At 65.6% G+C, this 17037-nt stretch carries 16 protein-coding genes; 7 read left to right on the forward strand and 9 right to left on the reverse strand.

Annotation, left to right across the window (positions count from 1 at the left end):
• Positions 1-38 precede the first annotated feature (38 nt).
• Positions 39-2051: a M3 family metallopeptidase gene (locus ABIB49_RS03075; protein ID WP_354156668.1), complete on the forward strand. Its 2013-nt coding sequence runs from the start codon at positions 39-41 to the stop codon at positions 2049-2051.
• A gap of 100 nt (positions 2052-2151) precedes the next feature.
• On the opposite strand, the gene pdxS is transcribed toward ABIB49_RS03075, so the two are convergent.
• The 6 genes from pdxS to ABIB49_RS03105 form a co-directional block, all read right to left on the reverse strand.
• The gene (gene pdxS / locus ABIB49_RS03080) at positions 2152-3078 is read right to left on the reverse strand and encodes a pyridoxal 5'-phosphate synthase lyase subunit PdxS (protein ID WP_226775090.1); all 927 of its coding nucleotides are present in this window, start codon (positions 3076-3078) and stop codon (positions 2152-2154) included.
• A 170-nt stretch (positions 3079-3248) separates the two neighbouring features.
• Positions 3249-3887: a phosphatidylinositol phosphate synthase gene (gene pgsA, locus ABIB49_RS03085; protein WP_226775089.1), complete on the reverse strand. Its 639-nt coding sequence runs from the start codon at positions 3885-3887 to the stop codon at positions 3249-3251.
• The gene (locus ABIB49_RS03090; protein WP_226775088.1) at positions 3877-4500 is read right to left on the reverse strand and encodes an HIT family protein; all 624 of its coding nucleotides are present in this window, start codon (positions 4498-4500) and stop codon (positions 3877-3879) included. Before ABIB49_RS03090 ends, pgsA begins: the two co-directional genes overlap by 11 nt.
• 16 nt (positions 4501-4516) lie before the next feature.
• Positions 4517-6523, reverse strand: coding sequence for a threonine--tRNA ligase (gene thrS / locus ABIB49_RS03095; protein ID WP_226775087.1), 2007 nt, complete (start codon positions 6521-6523; stop codon positions 4517-4519).
• A gap of 106 nt (positions 6524-6629) precedes the next feature.
• Positions 6630-10130, reverse strand: coding sequence for a DNA polymerase III subunit alpha (locus tag ABIB49_RS03100; protein ID WP_226775086.1), 3501 nt, complete (start codon positions 10128-10130; stop codon positions 6630-6632).
• Positions 10127-10459: a DUF6504 family protein gene (locus ABIB49_RS03105; protein WP_354156669.1), complete on the reverse strand. Its 333-nt coding sequence runs from the start codon at positions 10457-10459 to the stop codon at positions 10127-10129. The genes ABIB49_RS03100 and ABIB49_RS03105 overlap by 4 nt, the downstream gene beginning before the upstream one ends.
• A gap of 157 nt (positions 10460-10616) precedes the next feature.
• On the opposite strand from ABIB49_RS03105, the gene ABIB49_RS03110 reads away from it, so the two are divergent.
• Positions 10617-11003, forward strand: coding sequence for a hypothetical protein (locus ABIB49_RS03110; protein ID WP_226775084.1), 387 nt, complete (start codon positions 10617-10619; stop codon positions 11001-11003).
• An 8-nt stretch (positions 11004-11011) separates the two neighbouring features.
• Here ABIB49_RS03110 and ABIB49_RS03115 read toward each other — a convergent pair whose 3' ends face one another.
• The gene (locus tag ABIB49_RS03115; RefSeq protein WP_226775185.1) at positions 11012-11338 is read right to left on the reverse strand and encodes a chorismate mutase; all 327 of its coding nucleotides are present in this window, start codon (positions 11336-11338) and stop codon (positions 11012-11014) included.
• A gap of 14 nt (positions 11339-11352) precedes the next feature.
• Between ABIB49_RS03115 and ABIB49_RS03120 the strand changes: the two genes are divergently transcribed.
• Positions 11353-11775, forward strand: a complete 423-nt coding sequence (locus ABIB49_RS03120) for a VOC family protein (protein WP_282360201.1) — start codon at positions 11353-11355, stop codon at positions 11773-11775.
• A 54-nt stretch (positions 11776-11829) separates the two neighbouring features.
• On the opposite strand, the gene ABIB49_RS03125 is transcribed toward ABIB49_RS03120, so the two are convergent.
• Positions 11830-12576, reverse strand: a complete 747-nt coding sequence (locus tag ABIB49_RS03125) for an SOS response-associated peptidase (protein WP_354156670.1) — start codon at positions 12574-12576, stop codon at positions 11830-11832.
• Between the two features lie 90 nt (positions 12577-12666).
• Positions 12667-13596 (reverse strand): NADP-dependent oxidoreductase, encoded by a 930-nt coding sequence (locus tag ABIB49_RS03130; protein ID WP_354156671.1) that lies wholly within the window; start codon positions 13594-13596, stop codon positions 12667-12669.
• Positions 13597-13801: 205 nt separating this feature from the next.
• On the opposite strand from ABIB49_RS03130, the gene ABIB49_RS03135 reads away from it, so the two are divergent.
• From ABIB49_RS03135 to ABIB49_RS03150, 4 genes are all read left to right on the forward strand, one after another.
• Positions 13802-14059 carry a mycoredoxin gene (locus ABIB49_RS03135; protein ID WP_024367105.1) on the forward strand — a complete coding sequence of 86 codons (258 nt, stop codon included), beginning with the start codon at positions 13802-13804 and terminating at the stop codon, positions 14057-14059.
• Between the two features lie 120 nt (positions 14060-14179).
• Positions 14180-15265, forward strand: a complete 1086-nt coding sequence (locus tag ABIB49_RS03140) for an S-(hydroxymethyl)mycothiol dehydrogenase (RefSeq protein WP_226775080.1) — start codon at positions 14180-14182, stop codon at positions 15263-15265.
• Positions 15262-15909 (forward strand): MBL fold metallo-hydrolase, encoded by a 648-nt coding sequence (locus tag ABIB49_RS03145; RefSeq protein WP_282360207.1) that lies wholly within the window; start codon positions 15262-15264, stop codon positions 15907-15909. Before ABIB49_RS03140 ends, ABIB49_RS03145 begins: the two co-directional genes overlap by 4 nt.
• A 194-nt stretch (positions 15910-16103) precedes the next feature.
• Positions 16104-16952, forward strand: coding sequence for an SDR family NAD(P)-dependent oxidoreductase (locus ABIB49_RS03150; protein ID WP_354156672.1), 849 nt, complete (start codon positions 16104-16106; stop codon positions 16950-16952).
• Positions 16953-17037: the final 85 nt, after the last annotated feature.

Consider the following 17037-nt stretch of genomic DNA (forward strand, 5'->3'; position numbering starts at 1 on the left):
CCGTTGAGACTCCCTGCATTACATGAAAGAGTTATTTCATGATCAACCCATTGATGAGCCCCAGTCACCTGCCCTTCGGCCTGCCGCCCTTCGCGGACATCACCGATGAGCACTACTCCGAAGCGGTCGAGGCCGGCCTTGCCGCACATCTCACGGAGATCAAGGCGATCGTGGACACCGCGGAACCCGCCTCGTTTGAAAATACGGCGCTCACCATGGAGCGGTCCGGACAGCTCCTGCAGCGCGCCGCCGCTTCCTTCTTCACCCTCGTCTCGGCCGACGCCTCGGACGCCATCCGCGAACTGGAGACCACCCTATCCCCGCGTTTGTCGGCCCATCAGGACGCCGTGTACCTTAACCGTGGCCTGTTCGAACGGTTCGCCGCGATTAACACCGACCAGCTCGACGCGGAGTCTTCGCGTCTGGTGGACGAATACCTCAAGGAATTCCGCCAGTCCGGCATCCAGCTCGACGGCGGGGGCCAGGATCGGCTCAAGGCCGTCAACGCCGAGCTCTCCCGGTTGGGCACGGAATTTGGCCAGCGGGTCAAGGAAGCAATGAAGTCCGCAGCTCTGCTGCTCGATGACGCCGCCGAACTTGCCGGACTTCCCGCGGACGATGTTGCCAGCGCGGCGGAGGCTGCCCGCACTGCCGGGCACGAAGGCAAGTACCTGCTGACTCTCATCCAGCCCAGCAACCAGCCCGCCCTCGCCGCACTGGAGCAACGGGGCGTCCGCCGGCGCCTGTACGAGGCGTCCGTTCGCCGCGGCAGCGCCGGCGGCAACTTTGATGTCTTGGATCTGGTCAAGGACACAGTCCGGCTCCGGGCCGAGAAGGCTGCGCTGCTGGGCTTCGACAACTACGCCGAACTGGTCGTGGATCAACAGACCGCCCCGGACTTCGCCGCCGTGCAGGCCATGATGAACCGGCTCGCGCCGGCCGCCGTCCGCAACGCCAATGCGGAGGCAGAAGCGCTGGCCAAGATCGCCGGGCACCCGCTCGAAGCCTGGGACTGGGCCTACTACTCCGCCAAGGTCAAACGCGAACGGTATGCAGTGGACGAACAGGCCCTGCGCCCTTACTTCGAGCTGGACCGCGTCCTGCACGAGGGCGTGTTCTTCGCCGCCAACGCGCTGTACGGTGTCACCTTCCACGAACGCGCAGACCTCTCCGGCTACCACCCGGACGTGCGGGTCTGGGAAGTCCGCAATCCGGACGGCACGGAGCTGGGGCTATTTTTGGGCGACTACTACACCCGCGAGTCCAAGCGCGGCGGAGCATGGATGAACTCTCTGGTGGAACAGTCCGGCCTGCTCAACACCCGGCCCGTGGTGATCAACAACCTCAACATCTCCAAGCCACCGGCCGGCGAACCCACCCTCCTGACCCTCGACGAACTCCGCACCGCGTTCCACGAGTTCGGCCACGCCCTGCACGGACTGTTCTCCTCCGTCACGTACCCGCGTTTTTCCGGTACCTCCGTGCCGCGGGACTTTGTGGAGTACCCCTCGCAGGTCAACGAAATGTGGATCATGTGGCCCGAAGTTCTGTCGAACTATGCACGCCACCATGCCACCAACGAGAAGCTCCCGCAGGAGATCGTGGCCAAGCTTGATGCCGCGCAGCTGTGGGGCGAGGGCTTTGGCACGACCGAGTACCTGGGCGCTGCCCTGCTTGACCTGGCCTGGCATGTCCTGGACGGCACAGAGGTGCCCGAGGACGTTCTGGAGTTCGAGGCCGGGGCATTGGCAGCGGCCGGCGTGGCACACCACCTGATCCCGCCGCGCTACCGCACGGGGTACTTCCAGCACATTTTTGCCGGTGCCGGCTACGCCGCGGGCTACTACTCCTACATTTGGAGCGAGGTGCTGGACGCCGAGACGGTGGAATGGTTTAAGGACAACGGCGGCCTCACCCGCGCAAATGGCGACTTCTTCCGGGCTGAACTGCTCTCCCGCGGCAACAGCCGGGATCCGCTGGATTCCTTCCGCGCCGTCAGAGGCCGCGACGCCGGACTCGAACCGCTGCTCAAGCGCCGCGGCCTCGAGTAGCCCACGGAATCCACCCCGCGCAGCCCAACTGACTCGCAGGTGGGGTCGTTTTGAGCCCTCAAAACGACCATATCTGTGAGTCAGTTGGGCGTTGGTGCAGTTACCAGCCGCGCTCGGCGAGGCGGTGCGGCTGCGGGATTTCGTCGACGTTGATTCCGACCATCGCCTCGCCCAGGCCGCGGGAGGCCTTGGCGATCTCGTCCGGGTCATCAAAGAATGTAGTGGCCTTCACGACGGCGGCCGCCCGCTGGGCCGGGTTGCCGGACTTGAAGATACCGGAGCCAACGAAGACACCGTCGGCGCCGAGCTGCATCATCATCGCCGCATCCGCCGGGGTGGCGATGCCGCCGGCGGTGAACAGCACCACGGGGAGCTTGCCGGTGGCGGCCACTTCCTTCACCAGTTCATACGGGGCCTGCAGTTCCTTGGCCGCGACGTAGAGCTCGTCCTCGGCCATCCCGGCGAGCCGCTTGATCTCCGCACGGATCGAGCGCATGTGCGTGGTGGCGTTGGAGACATCCCCGGTGCCGGCCTCGCCCTTGGACCGGATCATCGCCGCGCCCTCGTTGATCCGGCGCAGCGCCTCACCGAGGTTGGTGGCACCGCAGACGAAGGGAATCGTGAAATTCCACTTGTCGATGTGGTTCGCGTAGTCCGCCGGGGTCAGGACCTCGGACTCGTCGATGTAATCCACGCCCAGGGTCTGGATGACCTGGGCTTCGACGAAGTGGCCGATCCGGACCTTCGCCATGACCGGAATGGACACGGCGGCGATGATCGCCTCAATCATGTCCGGATCGGACATGCGGGACACGCCGCCCTGGGCGCGGATGTCGGCCGGAACGCGTTCCAGCGCCATCACTGCCACGGCTCCGGCATCCTCGGCGATGAGGGCCTGCTCGACGTTAACGACGTCCATAATGACGCCGCCCTTGAGCATCTCCGCCATACCGCGCTTAACGCGGCTGCTGCCCGTAACGCTCTGTGCGGACGCGCCGGCTTCGCTGCTTACATCAGGTGTAGACACAAAAACCCCTATGGGTAGATAGTTGACCTCGCCGGAGCGCTGACGGCGCACAAGAACCGCTTCGCACGCACCGGGTTACCGGATCCATTGGCCGGCACAGCTAATACTAGTCCCCCGTTGCGCGGCGCTGAATTTCCGTTACACCCCGGGCCGCCGTCGAAGGCGCACGCTCAGGCCGCCTGTTCGGACGCGGTGCCTTCGGTTGATTCGATCCACTGGCGGTGCACTGCGATGATCCGCTGGACGATGGTGACGAGGCTCGCGGCGGCCAGCAGAATCAAGGTCACAAAAAGCACCACGCTCGGCAGGCCCAGGCCGGTGAAGCCCGTCACCACCAGCACGGACACCAGCCGCTCGGCGCGCTCTGCAATGCCCACGTTTGCCTCGAAGCCCAGCGCCTCGGCCTTGGCCCGGGCGTAAGAAACCACCATTCCCAGGACCAGGCAGAGGATGGCGGCCACGGCGATGGCGATGTTCGCCCCGCCGGTGAAGAACCAGACCGCGACGCCGGCGAACAGTGCCCCGTCGGCCACCCGGTCCAGGGTGGAGTCCAGGAAATTGCCCCAGCGTCCCCCGCCCTTGTGCATCCGGGCCATAATGCCGTCGATGACGTCGGAAAAAATGAACGCAGTGATAAAAAGCGTCCCCCACCAAAGCTGGCCCAGCGGGTAGAAAACCAGCGCCCCGACCACCACGCCTAGGGTTCCGACGATGGTCACGGCGTCCGGGGAGACGCCGATCCGCAACAGCCACCGGGCGAGCGGGGAGAAAAGCGCGGTGAAGAATCCGCGCGCGTGCCTATTGAGCATCCGTGGCCCCGACAGTCGCCTGCCCCGCGCCGTTCTCCTGCGGCCACGCGTCAGCCACTTGCTGACGTACCTCGCCCAGGGTCTGCGTGATGGCCTTGGTCTGGGCGATGATCGGGAAGAAGTTTCCGTCCCCGCCCCAGCGCGGAACCACGTGCTGGTGCAGGTGCCCGGCTATGCCGGCACCGCCGGTTACCCCCTGGTTCATGCCCAGGTTGAATCCCGTCGGATTGGCGACCTTGCGCAGCACACGCATGGCCGTCTGGGTCAGTTCGGCGAATTCCGCCGTTTCCGCCACGTTTAGGTCCGTATAGTCGGGAATGTGCCGGTACGGGCACACCAGCAGGTGGCCCGGGTTGTACGGAAAGAGATTGAGCACCACATAGCTGGTCCTACCACGGTGGACGATCAACGAATCATCGTCATCGCGGTCCGGCGCCACGCAGAACGGGCAGTCGTCCACGTTCTTGAACTGGTTCTGGCCGCCCTTGATGTAAGCCATGCGGTGCGGAGTCCACAGACGCTGGAAGGCGTCCGGCACCCCGGCCAAAGCAAAGTCGTCCGTCACGCCAGCATCCCCCGGATAGTCCGGGGCGGCACCTGTGGATTCCCGCATCGCTGGTCCCTGTCCGCTAGCTGGTCCGGTTACGGACGGCGTCGACGATCCGCTGGACGGCTTCAGCAACCGGCACACCGTTGTCCTGGCTGCCGTCACGGAAGCGGAAGGATACGGCTCCGGCTTCGGCGTCGTCGCCCCCGGCGATCAGCACAAACGGGACCTTGTCCTTGCTGGCGGTGCGGATCTTCTTCGGAAAACGGTCCGAGGAAATGTCCACCTCCGCACGGATGCCGGCGGCCTTGAGCCGGCCCACAACGTCGAACATGTAATCGTTGAACGCCTCGGCCACCGGAATGCCGACCACCTGGACGGGAGCCAGCCACGCCGGGAAGGCACCGGCGTAGTGCTCGGTCAGGACCCCCATAAAGCGTTCAATCGATCCGAACAGCGCGCGGTGGATCATCACGGGGCGCTGGCGGCTGCCGTCGGCGGCCTGGAACTCGAGTTCGAAGCGCTCGGGCAGGTTGAAGTCCAGCTGGATGGTGGACATCTGCCAGGTGCGGCCGATCGCGTCGCGGGCCTGCACGGAGATCTTGGGGCCGTAAAACGCGGCACCCCCCGGATCGGGAACCAGGTCGAGTCCGGATTCCTCGGCCACCTCGGCGAGGGTCCGGGTGGCTTCCTCCCAGATCTCATCCGAACCCACGGACTTCTCCGGGTCCTTGGTGGAGAGCTCCAGGTAAAAGTCGTTCAGGCCGTAGTCCTTGAGCAGCGCAAGGACGAAGTTGAGGGTCTTGGTGAGCTCATCCTTCATCTGCTCGCGGGTGCAGTAGATGTGGGCGTCGTCCTGGGTCATGCCCCGGACCCGGGTGAGGCCATGCACAACGCCGGACTTCTCGTAGCGGTAGACGGAACCGAATTCGAACAGGCGCAACGGCAGTTCGCGGTAGGACCGGCCGCGGGAGCGGAAGATCAGGTTGTGCATCGGGCAGTTCATCGGCTTCAGGTAGTAGTCCTGGCCGGGCTTGCGGACGGTGCCGTCCTCGTTGAGTTCCGCGTCGATGTGCATCGGGGGGAACATGCCGTCCCGGTACCAGTCCAAGTGGCCGGACACCTCGTAGAGGTGGCCTTTAGTGATGTGCGGGGTGTAGACGAACTCGTAGCCGGCCTCGACATGGCGCTGACGGGAGTAATCTTCCATCGCTTTGCGGATGATGCCGCCCTTGGGGTGGAACACCGGCAGGCCGGAACCCAGCTCGTCGGGGAAGGAAAACAGGTCCAGTTCAGCCCCGAGCTTGCGGTGGTCGCGACGCTCGGCCTCGGCCATCCGCTCCTGGTAAGCCTTGAGTGCTTCCTTGGTGGGCCACGCGGTGCCGTAAATGCGCTGCAGCTGCTTGTTCTTCTCGCTGCCGCGCCAGTACGCCGCTGAGGAGCGGGTGAGCGCGTAGGCGTTGGAGATCAGTTTGGTGTTGGGCAGGTGCGGTCCGCGGCACAGGTCACACCAGACGGCTGTGCCTTCCTTGCGCTCGACGTTGTCGTAGATGCTCAGCTCGCCGCCGCCCACTTCAACACTGGAGCCGTCGGCGTCGGAGCCTGCGCCCTTGAGGCCGATCAGTTCAAGCTTGTAGGGCTCGTCCTTCATCGCCTCACGCGCTTCGTCCTCGGTAACCACACGGCGGACGAACTTCTGGTTCTGGTTGATGATCTTCTGCATCATCTTTTCCAGAGTCTTCAGGTCCTCCGGTGTGAACGGCTCCCCAACGTCGAAGTCGAAGTAGAAGCCGTCGGTGATGTACGGGCCGATGCCCAGCTTGGCGTCGGGGCGCAGCTGCTGGACGGCCTGGGCCATCACATGGGCGGCGGAGTGCCGCAGGACGTTAAGGCCGTCGGGGGAATCGATGGTGACGCCCTCAACTGCCGCGCCCTCGGGCAGCGGCTGGTCCAGGTCCTTCAGCTCGCCGTTAATGCGGGCCACAACGACGTCGCGGCGCTCAAAAAAGAGTTCCGCGCCGGTGGTCCCGGTAGCCACCTTGGTCTCTTCGCCATCGACGAGAAGGGTGATCTGCTGGGCATCTGACACGGGTGTCTCCTATTCAAAGTTGAGGCTTCGTAGCTTGTGGCGTACGGGGGCCACAGCCAGCCCCGTCCATGCTATCGGTTTCTGCAGAGGCCAACCAACGCGCCACTCAGCCTCCCAGCCCGGTAATGGCGAGGTGGCGGCTGATGCCCTCCAGCGGGCCCGGCGGCTCAGCTTCCCGGTAGTCCGGGATCCCGGCCGCCGGGGCCGGGAATGGCAGGGTCTGCGTGCGGCTCAGGTCCCAGGCCATGCTGGCGCTGATACTGATCCCCCTCGGTCCGGTCCGCCGGGTTGTTCCCCTGATCAGCAACAACCGGGTGCCGAACAGCAGCGGGCCTGTAAGCTCCTGGGCTTCATGGAAGAATACCGAGTCCACACAGCCCGTGCCGTCGTCGATGCTGATGAACACCACGCGCCGGCCTCCCCGCATGGGAGGGGTCTGGGTGGCGACCCGGACCCCCGCGACCAGCACCTCGGTGCCGTTGCGCAACCCCAGCAGCTTGTCCGCGGTGGTGACGCCGAGCCGGTCCAGCATCGGCCGGTGGCTTGCCATCAAGTGGTCGCTGACATCCACGGCCATCAGGTCCAGTTCGGCCCTGACGGTGTCCACCAGGGTCGGCGCAGGCAGCCCGGCCTTGAGGTTTTTCAACTCGACATCACCCAGCGGCAGGGACAGCTGACCATCGATCACGTCGATGCCTTTGCGGTGCGGCCGGCTTTGCAGGGCCTGCAGGTGATGGACCAAGTCCGCCCGGTTCGCGGCCCCGCCGGCGGCCCGGTGCAGGGAATCGAAAGCACCGAGCTGCGCCAGCCGCTGGATGCTGGGCCTGCTCAGCCGGGACCTGGCCCGCAGGTCCGCGAGCGAATCATAGGGCTGTCCTGCCACGATCCGTTTCAGCTCGGACCCGGAGAGTCCATAGATGCCGTTCAGGCTCAGCCGGATACCCAGTCTGCCGCGGTCCTGACCGGTATCCACACGTTCCACCCGGTACTCGGCGTGACTCCGGTTGATGTCCAGGGGCAGGATCGGGATTCCCAGCCGCCGGGCCTCGGCCACCAGGAGCCGCTTGGGATACATGCCCGGATCGTGCTCCCACAGTCCGGCGAGGAACGCCTCCGGGTGGTGGGCCTTCAGCCAGGCCGACTGGTAGGTGGGTACGGCAAAAGCAGCGCCGTGGGCTTTGCAGAACCCGAAGCTTCCGAAGGCCTTGAGCGTTCCCCAGACCTTGTCCACCACTGCGGGGCTGTACCCCCGGGCGCGGGCTTCCTTCCGGAAGAACTCCTCCACCTTTCCTTCGAGTACATCGTTGCCGAGGGCGCGGCGGAATTCGTCGGCCCGCGCCAGCCCGCATCCGGTCATCACGTCGAAGGTCTTGAGGATCTGCTCATGGAACACCGTGACGCCGTGCGTCTCCTTGAGGACGGGCTTAAGGTCCGGGTGCGGATAAACCTCGGGTGCAAATCCATGCCGGTACTCCAGGAAAGGCCGGACCATATCCGATTTCATCGGACCAGGCCGGAACAGGGAGATATCGATGATCAGGTCATTGAACTCCCTGGGCGCGAGCTTGCCGATCAGCTCGCGCTGACCGGGTGACTCGATCTGGAAACAGCCCAGGGTATGGGTACTGCGGATCAGTTCATAGGTGGGTTCGTCGTCGAGCGGCACGGCGTTGAGGTCGATCTGACCGTCCTCGGCGATGTAGTCCGGCCCCGTCCCGTCAGGCCCTGCCGGATGTGCGCCTGCGGCGACCACCTCGGCTTTGGAGGGATGGAGCCGGATCACTTCGCGGACGGCGAAGGCCATGGCGCTTTGCATCCGGACACCCAGGACGTCGAGTTTGAGCATGCCCATCGGGTCCATGTCGTGCTTGTCGAACTGGCTCATCGGCAGACCCAGCCCGCTGGGCTGGACAGGCGTCCGGTCCAGCAGGGTCGCATCCCCCAGGATCACCCCGCAAGGGTGCATGGAGATATGGCGCGGCAGCCGGTCCAGCCGTTCGGTGAGGTCCACCAGCAGATCCAGCTGCTGGTTCCCGCTGAAGTCGCGCTGTCCCACCCGGCCGGCGAATTCCTTCAGCTCAGGCTTCTCCACGAGCGCTTCACGGAAGTTCCGGGCTGAAAATCGCCACAACTGCTTGGCGATGTCCCCAATCTCGCCTTCCTCCATGCCCAGTGCCAGGCCGGCGTCTCGCACGGCACCGCGAGCGCGGTAGCCGTTTTGCATACTCATCAGGGTGACGCGCTCGGACCCGAAGCGCTCAAAGATCTTCCGGTACACGTTGTGCCGTTCAGCGCTTTCGACGTCGATGTCGATATCCGGCAGGGTGGCACGGTCCCGGGAGAGAAAGCGTTCGAAGATCAGGTCGTGCTGGAGCGGGTTTACCTGGCTGACGTCGATCAGATAATTGACCAGGCTGGAGGCCCCCGAGCCTCGGGCCGCTGCCCGTACCCCCATGTCCAGGATCATCCGGGACACCTCGGCCACGGTCAGGAAGTACGCGGCGAAGCCCAGGTTGTCGATGATTCCCAGCTCATGCTCCAGCCGCGAACGCAGCTCCCCGGCAGCTTTGCCGGTGATCCCCGGGAACCGCCTGCCGATGCCGGCCTCGCAGCGCAGGATAAGTTCGGCGAGGGGATCCCCGGCGATTCCGATCACTGTGGCTTCCGGCACCACGGGCTGTTTCCAGCCCATGTCCGTTACCGGGTCCATCCTGCAGCGGTCCGCGAGCGCCTCGGTCTGCGCCATCAGGCTTTTGAGGTCGGCAGCGCCGTATCCGGCGGCGTGCATGATCTCCTTGCCCAACTGCAGCATCTGGCCGGAGGATTTCAGCCAGCCCTGCCCGTTGGGCTGAAGCAACGGGGCGGCGGAAAGCTCGGGCAACGATTTCAGCGTGCGGGCGGAATCCAGCACGTCCGCGGTAGCCGCCCCGTCCTCGGCGACGTAACGCACGGCGTTGCTCAATACAGCGGGAACCCCGTGCTCAGCGGCAAGCTTGAGCATCCGTACAGCGTGGGCGGTGCTCAGCGGTTCCCCGGGCGGACTGAGCTGGCTGACCACCTCGGCGGCGATTGTTCCCGGGGGCATGGCATCGAGCCAGCGTTTGAACAGGGTGCGGGGGCGCAGGTAGCGCCTCCCGCCCATGGCACGTCCCACGTCGGAGTCCGGGCCGATCAGCACGGTCAACACCGGCTTGAGCGTTTCCGGGTGCAGGGTCCGGGAGGCCAGCTCGGACCTGGTCACCGCGACCGGCACCGCTCCCCCGGCCTTGCCCGTGGTGCGGGCATGCGCATCGGAGATCAGCCGGCACAGCGCACGGTAGCCCGCACCGCTGTTGTTCCCGTGGGCCAGCACAACCACACGTCCCGCTACCTCGGTGCGGAGGTCGCCGTCGTCGTCAAAGACCGCAAGTTCCACGCCGGCAATCGGATCAAGTCCCGCAGCCATGCAGGCCTTGAGGTGTTTGACTGTTCCATAGAGGCCGTCACGGTCCGTGCAGGCGAGCGCCGTCGCGCCGTCCGCGGCAGCGGCGGCGGCCAGCTCATCCGGCCAGGAGACCCCGTAGTGGGCGCTGAAGGCGGTGGAAACATGGAGATGCGTAAAGCTCATGCTGATTCGGGCGCAAGGAACGGACGCAGGGCGTCGTGGATCCGCAGCAGGCGCCAGCGTCCGCTGCCCACATGCCGGGTGAGGTCAAGGGTGAGGCTGTCGGTGTCGGTGGAATCTGCCGGGCGCACCTGCACCCGCCAGATCTCGTGATCCACCAGCCCGGGACCGCTTCCCAGCGGTGCCCGCTGTTCCTCAGCCCACCATTGACGCCGCTCGTACCAGCGGACCGGTTCCGCACAAAGGATGTAGTGGCGGCCGGCCCAGCCGAGCGTCAAAGGCTCGCCCGAAGGGGCGCAGACGACGTCCACGGTCTCGCTGAACATACCCACTGCGCCTCCCGGACCACACCATGTGAAAAAACGACCGGTAGAAAAACGATCGGCAACAATTCGAACATATATTCGAACAACTCCAGTCTACGACGGTCCTTCGGCAAAACCTAGGTCAGGGGTGGACGGACGTACGCGCAGGTAGCAGGATTGAGCCATGAGCTCCCATAACGCACTTCTGAAACACGTCAGCATCGCCGCCGAGGACACGTCCCTGGTGGCGAAGTTCGATATAGACGGAAACATCCCCGGCCAGGGCGCTTATGTGGTGGGGCTCGTCGCGGCAACACCGGATCATTCCCACCAGCGAAGGATGGGGATCGAGTTTATGAACGGGGAGGCGGTGTCCTTCTACTGCTTCAGCCATGACGGCACGGAGGAGAACTTTGACCTTAAGGGTGTCGACCACTCCGGAAACACCATCACCGGGCATTTCCCGCTCAGCACGGTCATGGGCCTGGCCAAGGGCCACCTGATGACGGCATTCAGCGACTGTGACGGCCGGGAGTACCAGTCAAACGTTGCGGTAGAGGAAGCCCTCTAAGCCGCCCGTCAGGAGCTGGCTTTGTAAACCTCCAGCTCGAGCGTGATAAAAGCATCGACCATGGCCCGGTAGGTTTTTTCGATGAGGTCGACGTCGATGTCCTTCTGCTGGGCCGTGGTGCGGACGTGTTCGATCACCCGCTCCACGCGTCCGGGGGCCCGCACCTCGGCGCTGTCCGCTTTGAGGGTTCCGGCGATCCGGATCAGGCGCTCGCGGCGGCCGATCAGGGACACGATCTGTTCGTCCACCTCGTCAACCGCCACCCGGACAGCCGCGAGCTGTTCCCGGTCGGCTTTGGCAGCTTTATCGTTTTCGTGATTTGTGGACATGTCCATGACAGTATCGAAAGATGCAGCCACGAGTCGATTTAATTTCACTGGGTGTCCGCAGCGTTGGCGCCTCCCGTAGTTTCTACGTCGATGGCCTGGGTTGGCCCGTCCACCGAGAAGTCCGCGGCGAGGTTCTGTTCATCCAGGCCAACCACGGGCTCATCCTCTCGCTCTGGGACGCCGGCCAGATGCAGGCAGAAGCCGGCACCGATCCACCCGCCGGCATTCCCTGCATCACATTGAGCCACAACCTGGCCAGCGCCGCGGAAGTGGACTGGGTGATGGCGGAAGCCGAATCCGCCGGAGCGGCCGTTATCGCGGCGGCCAAGACCCAGCCCTGGGGCGGCTATACCGGCTACTTCGCCGACCCCGACGGCTACCGCTGGGAAGTTGCCTTCAATCCCAGCTGGGCGGTCGACGGCGGCGGGAAGGTGACACTCTGAACCGGCCACCCCGCGTGCCCGCCGCAGCACTGCAGTACGGCTGTGTGCGCATCCCTAGAACAGGCTTCCCACCGGCCGGATCAGCTCCGGGGAATCATTTTTGACATTCCCGACCGCGGTACCCACGGCGTCGATCGTCCAGCCCTCCGCAACGTCGTGCGCGCCCGCCCGGACCAGATCGACCAGCCCTGCGGCATCGTCGGCCTGCGGATCCAGCCACGCCTGCAGCGTCGTCCGGTGCATTGGCAGCGGAACCCGGTCGTGCAGGGCCGTGAGCTCGGCCAGCATCCCCCCGGCATAACCCTCCGGCGGCGCGTCGGTAGTCATGATCGACGTCGAGAGCAGCCAGCGTTCCGGGTCATCGTCGGCCTTGGCGGGGTCTTTCCACCATTCGTAGAGACCGGCGAAAACTATCGGATGGCCGTCCTTCGGGTGCACGTAGTAGGGCTGCTTGCCGCGGCCCTGGCCCTTCCATTCGTAGTATCCGTCAGCGGGAACCGCACACCGCCGGGCCCGGGTTGCCTTCCGGAACGCCGGCTTCTCCAGCACACTCTCGCTGCGGGCGTTAATCATCTTGGAGCCGATCCCCGGGTCCTTGGCCCAGGACGGCACCAAGCCCCAGCGGGCGATATGCAACTGCCGGACCGGCGTGCCGTCCACCAGCCGTTCCAGCAGGATCGGCACCTCCGCGGTCGGGGCCACGTTCCACGACGGCGGAATCACGGTCTCCTCTTCGAGTCCCGCGTCGAACTCGGCCAGCAGGTCTCCGACGGCCCTTGCCATCACGTAGCGTCCACACATGGCACCAGCATGCCACTGCGCCCAAACGGTGTCATCCGGCGGTCTTCGAACCCGGGCCCGCGGCGGCCGGCGTCCGGCCGCCGCTTCGCATCAGGGCGCGTCGTCGACGGTGAGGACTATCTTGCCGCGGGTGTGCCCTTCCATATTGAACCGGAAGGCATCTGCCGCCTGCGGCAACGGGAAAGTCCGGGCAATTTCGACCCGGATTTTGTGCTCGTCCACCAGGTCGGCAAGTTCCTGCAGCTCGGCGCCTACGGGGTTGACCCACATCCAGGTCCCGGCGTGCTGCTCCACTTCACTGTCGGCAATCGAGGCGTGCCGGCCCCCGTCGGCCAGGACAGCGAGGGTGGCTTCGAGATTCCCGCCCACGAAGTCTGCGACAACGTCGACGCCGTCCGGACGCAGGGCACGAATCCGCTCCGCGAGTCCTTCGCCATAGCTGACGGGCTCGGCGCCGAGGGAACGCAGGAAGTCGTGGTTCTTCTCGGAAGCGGTGGCGATTACACGGGCGCCGAGCGCCACGGCGATCTGGATTCCGAGGGACCCCACACCGCCGGCGCCGCCGTGGATCAGCACCGTCTCGTCCGCCGTGAGACCCAGCCGGGTGAGTACCTGATAAGACGTCAAACCGGCCAGCGGAAGACCTGCGGAGGCATTCCACCCCAGGGATGCAGGCTTGCGCGCAAGGAGCCGCTCCGGCAGGGCGATGTACTCAGCAAAGCTACCGCCGTGGACGTAGTCCTTGCGGCCATAGGAAATGACTTCATCGCCGGGCCGGAAATGCGGCGCGTCGATCCCCACCGACTCGACAACGCCGGCCACATCCCAGCCGGGGACCGCCGGGAACTGCACGTCCATCGCCGCGTCCAAGTAGCCGGCCATTATTTTCCAGTCGACCGGGTTCACCGACGCCGCCTTGACCTTTACCAGGACCATGCCCGGCCCTACCTTCGGCAGCGGGAGCTCTGCCAATTCAAGGACGTCCGGATTGCCATATTCGCTATAAGTAATTGCCTTCATGCCAGCGTCAACGGCTGCCGCCGGGACCCTATTCCACAACCTGCCGGAGGGTGTCGGGCCTCACCTCCCGGGCGCTGAGCGCACACGGCGCGGGCATTGCCCGGGAATAGCGCGCCGCAGGTTACGGTTATTTGCAGTGACATCCCACTTTTGCCGGCATGGGCGCTGCCATCCAGCGCCGGCACCCAGCTTTGAGGAGAACTTCGTGGACTTTACCCCCGAATCCGGCACCATCACCATGTTTTCGACCACGTGGTGCGGCTACTGCAACCGCTTGAAGAAGCAGCTGGATGCCCAGGGCATCGGCTACACCGAGATCAACATCGAAGAAGTTGAAGGCACCGCCGATCTCGTGGAAAAGCTCAACGGAGGTAACCGGACGGTCCCCACTGTGCTGTTCCCGGACGGCACTGCAGCCACCAACCCCTCCGCGGCTGAGGTCAAAAGCCGCCTTGCGGCTTAAAGCCCACCTTTGAACCGGTAACGAGCGACGGCAGGGTCTCCCCGGAGGCCGTGCCGTCGCTCGTTATGCGAAAGAATGTTGTGCGGCAAAAACCCCGATACAAGCAGAGGAGCTATTCCCATGGTCCATAAAGTCAAAGGCGTCATAGCCCGCTCCAAGGGCGCGCCCGTCACCCTGGAAACCATCCTGGTCCCGGATCCCGGACCCGGGGAGGCCCTTGTGGACATCCTCACCTGCGGTGTCTGCCACACCGACCTGCACTACAAGCAGGGCGCCATCAACGATGACTTCCCATTCCTGCTCGGCCACGAGGCCACCGGCGTTGTCAGCGCCGTTGGACCCGACGTCACCGAGGTTGCCCCCGGCGACCGTGTGGTGCTGAACTGGCGCGCCGTCTGCGGCGAATGCCGGGCGTGCCGGCGCGGCCAGCCGCAGTACTGCTTCAATACCCACAACGCCACCCAGAAGATGACACTCGAGGACGGCACCGAGCTCACCGCGGCGCTGGGCATTGGCGCGTTCGCCGAGAAGACACTCGTCGCCGCCGGGCAGTGCACCAAGGTCGACCCCGAGGCTGACCCGGCCGCGATCGGCTTGCTCGGCTGCGGAGTGATGGCAGGCATCGGCGCGGCCATCAACACCGGAAACGTCAAGCGCGGCGATACCGTCGCCGTCATCGGTTGCGGCGGTGTCGGCGTGGCAGCCGTTGCCGGTGCCGCGCTCGCCGGTGCCACCACGGTGATCGCCGTTGATATTGATCCCAAAAAGCTCGAACGCGCCAAGGACCTCGGCGCAACCCACACCGTGGACTCCTCCGCCGCGGACCCGGTGGAGGCAATCCGTGCACTGACCGGCGGCTTCGGCGCCGACGTGGTGATTGACGCCGTCGGACGTCCGGAGACCTACAAACAGGCGTTTTACGCCCGGGACCTGGCCGGGACCGTCGTCCTGGTGGGTGTGCCCAATCCCGAGATGACCCTGGAATTGCCGCTGCTGGATCTCTTCGGCCGGGGCGGCTCGCTTAAGTCCTCCTGGTACGGCGACTGCCTGCCTTCGCGCGACTTCCCCATGCTGATCGACCTCTACCAGCAGGGCAAGCTGGACCTGGATGCCTTTGTGACGGAACGGATCACGATCGACCAGATCGAGGAGGCCTTCGAGAAGATGCACGGCGGTTCCGTGCTGCGATCGGTGGTTGAACTGTGAGCGGAGGTTCCGCGCAGGGCCTCCGGATCGACCGTCTGGTCACCTCGGGTACCTTCTCGCTCGACGGCGGCACCTGGGATGTTGACAACAACGTCTGGATCGTGGGCGACGAGTCGGAGTGCGTTGTGATCGACCCGGCGCATAACGCCGGTGCCGTGGCCGCAGCCGTTGCGGGCCGGAGAGTGAAGGCGATCCTGTTGACCCACGGACACGACGACCACATCGCCGCCGTCGGCGATTTCCGCGGCCGCGTCGGCGCGCCGGTATATCTGAACCGGGACGACTGGATGCTGTGGGAGCGGGTCTTCCCGGGAACCGAACCGGACCACGCGATCGAGGACGGCGACAGCTTCGAGGTCGCCGGCGCCCGGCTCGTGGCCCTGCACACGCCCGGACATTCGCCGGGTTCCATGTGCTTCCTGCTGGCGGAGGAGGGAACCGTTTTCAGCGGCGACACCCTGTTCCAGGGCGGTCCGGGGGCCACCGGCCGGTCCTACAGCGATTTCCCCACCATCATCGAGTCCATCAAGGGCCGGCTGCTGACGCTGCCGGCGGACACCGTGGTCCGGACCGGGCACGGTGACCCGACCACTGTCGGTGCCGAAGCGCCGCAGCTGCAGGACTGGATCGCCCGGGGCCACTAGGGGCCAGGGACCACCACCGGCAACAAGCAGGCCGGGCACCGCTGGTGCCCGGCCTGCTTGTTCGAACGTTCACGCGGGCCGGAGGCCAAACCGGGGTGAGCTATCCTGCGGGGGCGAACTGCGGGTCGGCATCCGGGACCGTCTCACCGCCGGTGGCTCTTGCCCTCCGCGGCAGGTTCGCGTAAGAGGGAACCATGAGTTCACAACAAGATCTCCTGCGCGGGCGCGTGGCCGTCGTGACTGGCTCGACACGTGGTTTGGGGTTTGCCATGGCCAGGGTCCTGGGGCACAGGGGCGCCACTGTGGTGCTGGCGTCCAGGTCGGAGGTCGACGTCGCGGCCGCCGTCGAGCGGCTGCGCACGGAAGGGATAGCGGCGTCCGGACGTCACTGCGACACCGGAGAACTGGCCGACGTCGAGGCCCTGCGCGAGGAGGCCCTCGGCCGCGGGATGCTCGACATCTGGGTAAACAACGCAGGTGCCGCCGGCGTCTTTGGGCCGACGGCGTCTACCCCGGTCGACGACTTCACGCGGGTGGTGCGCACGAATATCCTCGGCACGTTCCACGGCTCCAGGGTCGCGTTGCCAGTGTTCCTCGCCCAGGGCCACGGCGACCTCGTTAACATCTACGGCCAAGGCGACCAGGGTCCGGTGGCGCTGCAGAACGCCTATACCTCGAGCAAGCGCTGGGTCCGCCAGTTCACCGAGACGCTGCGCCGGGAGACCAAAGGCAGCGGCGTGCGGGTACATGGCATGAACCCCGGACTGGTGATGACGGACATGCTGGGGCACATCACCTCCCAGCCCGGGTACGGGCACCGACTGGGCGGGCTGCAGATCGTCGTCGGACTCTGGGGGCAGACCGCCGACGACGCAGCGCGCCCCATCGTGGAACTCGTCACCTCGGATGCCGCCGAGTACCGGTATCTGAGCAGGACAACAATGGTGACCCGGGGGGTGCGCAACGTGCTGGCCGGGCGCCTGCGGCGCGCCAACCGCATGCCCCTGGACGTCACAGTCCTTGGCGGGGCCGGCCGGGACTGACTGCGCCGCTACGGCCGCACTGAGGCGGTTGTCGAGCTGCCGTCCGCGCCGCGAAACAGCGCGTGAACAGTCGGCAAAGGCCTTC

Source organism: Arthrobacter sp. UYCu512 (genome assembly GCF_040547075.1).
Lineage (GTDB): Bacteria > Actinomycetota > Actinomycetes > Actinomycetales > Micrococcaceae > Arthrobacter.